This window comes from Psychromarinibacter sediminicola (genome assembly GCF_029168335.1).
Taxonomy (GTDB): domain Bacteria; phylum Pseudomonadota; class Alphaproteobacteria; order Rhodobacterales; family Rhodobacteraceae; genus Psychromarinibacter; species Psychromarinibacter sediminicola.
Map to the genome: position 1 here is coordinate 1 of NZ_JARGYC010000157.1, position 3,223 is coordinate 3,223.

At 65.2% G+C, this 3,223-nt stretch carries 2 protein-coding genes; both read right to left on the reverse strand.

What is annotated here, in order from left to right; genetic code table 11:
• Nucleotides 1-443 precede the first annotated feature (443 nt).
• On the reverse strand, nt 444-1,424 hold the full coding sequence (locus tag P1J78_RS24425; RefSeq protein ID WP_275569980.1) for a universal stress protein: 981 nt from the start codon (nt 1,422-1,424) through the stop codon (nt 444-446).
• On the reverse strand, nt 1,421-3,223 hold a 1,803-nt coding region (locus P1J78_RS24430; protein WP_309568152.1), incomplete at its 5' end, for a cation:proton antiporter. The genes P1J78_RS24430 and P1J78_RS24425, both read right to left, overlap by 4 nt.

Genomic DNA, 3,223 nt, shown 5'->3' on the forward strand with positions numbered 1-3,223 from the left:
CGAAGAAGCGCGGTGGCCACCAGACAGGCCGCGCGCTGCGCTACGCCAGATGGCTCCGCGCGCGGCCTCCTACACCACCCGGTGGGGCACTACCCCGAAGTCCCTCAGGCTAAAGCTTTCGCATGTGCAGCGAATGGCAGCTTTGCGGGCTGCGATCGAAGCAACTGGACGTACGTTTGAGGTCGGGCAGGAGCCGTCAGCCCGGACGGTGGACTACCGAGCCAGTGACGTGAATTCTGGTAACGACTTGTTCCGTATCCAACTCCGATGTTTCCGTAGATTTAAAGGCAGATAGCACTTCGTGCTGATTACTTTTTGGCTCTGCCCGGATGACCAAGCGGGAGCCGGTATTACCGTGTGCGCTACCGACGTCTGGCGACCCTTTCGAGTGATGCTGGGAGTAACTGGCGCACGCTTTCCGCTCTGTCCCGCCAGCCACGGAATCATCCGCTCAGAAGCGGGCTGACAAAGCCTTCGGGCTTTACGGCGAGGATCGGGCATTCGAGGCTGTTGATAATGTTCTCGGCCGTATTGCCGATGAAGACACCGCTCAAGCCCGTTCGTGCCACGGTGCCCATCACGACCACGTCCGCACCGATCGCGCGGCTCTGTTCGCGGATGACCGTCTCGGGGGCCCCGCGTACCAGACGCGGAACGAGGCGAGGCCGCGGTGTGCCGGCCACGCGCAGCTGCGCAAGAAAACGATCCATTGCCCGATGCCGGATGCCGAGGACTTCGTTCACGTAGCGGTCGGAAGACAGACGTGCGTTGCTCCCGCTCGAAAACGCCCAGACCATGCCCTCGCCCGGGGCGTCCCAGGCATGAAGAACGGTGACCTCTGCGTCCTGAGCGACAGCAATCGTGCAAGCGGCGTCGACAACGCGCGTGTTCAACGCGGCCAGCGTCTCGGGCTCATCGGCATCCGCTGTATCGAGATCCACCGCCGCCAGAACACGTCGCGGGCGCCGTGGCGCCGTTGGTGTCTGCAGCCACACGGGGCATGGACATTTCCGCAGCAGATGCTGGTCGGTGCTGGCGAACAGGAAACGGTCGATGCCGGAAAGCGGCTCGGCCTTCTTGACGACGAAATCGCACCCCGAAGCGACGACGTGCCGGATGATCTCCAGATAGGCCTTGCCGACCGAGACGGAGACATCGACCGGCCGGTCCGGGGCGATCTCTGCCAGCCGAGCGCCGACCTCCTTGCGGGTCTGTTCCACGGCTTGCTCGATCAGCCTGTCGGGATCCTCGCCGGAAAGGCGGGAGAGGATCGATAGATCGTTCGGAGGCTCGACGCAGGCGATGACCTCCAGCGACGCATCGTGCCTCTCGGCGAGGGTCAGCGCACTTTCGACGGCGATCTGTGTCGCGCCGGTATCCGCAACCGCAAGTATCTTCCTGGGCTTGCCGTGTCCCACTGTCATGCCGGCAGTTCCTTCTGGCCTTCGGGATCCTCCATCGCGTGCTCGGGGGCAGGCGCGCCCCGCGCGATCATCCGGGCCGCGGCAAAGGCGGCGTCTCGATAGGGCATCAGGACGAGATCCGCCTGTTCGGCCCGCAGCGCGTCGGCCGTGGCATCCCGATGCGCGGCGACCGCGGTCTTGCCGGTGTACCCGAGATCGCGAATGCCCCTGAGGAGCGCGTGCCGGGGATCCTCATGGGTAAGCCCGGTGTCGTGTTCGGGCACGGCGAGGACCAGCCACTCCGCCCGCGCAAGCGGTAGATGGGCGAGGAATTCCGGGTCGGTCGCGTCGCCGAATACGACGTCGAAGCCCTGCGCGCGGGCGTGTCGCACGGCCTCGGGGCTGAAGTCGACGCCCAGGATGCGCTTGCCGCTGTCACGCAGCGCCGATGCGATGCCCATCCCGTAGCGGCCAAGCCCGAACAGGATAACGTCGTGCGGGCGGGCGGCCTCGGTCCCGCCATGGTCTTCCGCCTTCGGTCGGCGCCGCTCGAACAGCCCGAGCACCGGCTCGAAGGCGCTGTAGAGCTGGTGGGAATAGGTGATCATGTAGGTCGAGGCCGCGATGGTCATGAGCCCCACGAGCGTGACGAGACCGAGCGCATCCTCTGCCACGTGACCGAAGGAGACACCCATCGCCATGAAGATCAGGGAGAACTCGCTGATCTGCGCGACGGTCAGCCCGGCCAGGAATCCCGTGCGTTTGCGGTAGCCCATGGCGCCCATGATCGCGAGCACGATCAGCGGGTTGCCGATCAGGACAAAGAGCGCGAGCACAATCGCCGGGCCGACGCTTGCCCCCAGCACCGACAGGTCCAGCGAGGCGCCAAGCGCGATGAAGAAGAAGAGCAGCAGGAAGTCGCGCAGGCTCGCCAGCCGCGCGGCGATGGCTTCGCGAAACGGCGTGGAGGCGAGCGAGACACCTGCGAGCAGGCCGCCCAGTTCCTTCCCGAACCCCAGATAATGGCCGACCGCCGCGAGCAGCGCGGCCCAGCCGATCGCGAAGGAGACCAGGAGTTCCGGTGCGCGGCTCAGCCGTTCGACCAGCGGATTGGCGACGTAGCGGATGAAGACCACCACGAAGGCCAGCATTGCCAGTCCGTAACCCAGCACAAGCAGGACATCCCCGGTCGCCCCCTCCCCCTCTCTGGCACCGCCCACGCCGATGGCCGAAAGCGCGATCATCGCGATCACGACGACGATGTCCTGCACGATGAGGAACCCGAGCGCGATCCGCCCATGCAGCGCATCGATCTCGCGCTTGTCGGACAGAAGCTTCACGATGATGATCGTGGACGAGAAGGTCAGCGCGATCGCGACATAGATCGCGGTCAACGCGTCGAGCCCGAGCGCGATTGCTATCAGGAAGCCAAAGACGGTGGTGAAGATCACCTGTCCGAGGCCGGTGACGAGCGCCACGGGACCGAGCGTTCGCACGAGGTTGAAGTCGAGCTTCAGACCGACGAGGAACAGAAGGACCGCGATGCCCAGTTCGGCCAGCAGGTCGATCTGCTCGTCGGAATGCGCGATATCGAGAACGGAAGGGCCGGCGACGATCCCAACCGCGATGAAGCTCACGATCAGGGGCTGACGCAGCAGAAGCCCGACGAACCCGATCCCGGCCGCAAGGACGAGCAGCGCAGCGATCTCGTAGAAGATGTAACTCTCGATTGCGGCCGTCACGAAGGCGCCTCTCAACTCCGATGTCCGTTCGGTCGATGCAGTCCAGTAGAGGCAGCATGACACCCCGGGGGGGGGGGG

Bases quoted from the DNA above. Each gene is read 5' to 3' on its own strand.
- P1J78_RS24425 (WP_275569980.1), bottom strand. From the start codon at position 1,424: ATGACAGTGGGACACGGCAAGCCCAGGAAGATACTTGCGGTTGCGGAT.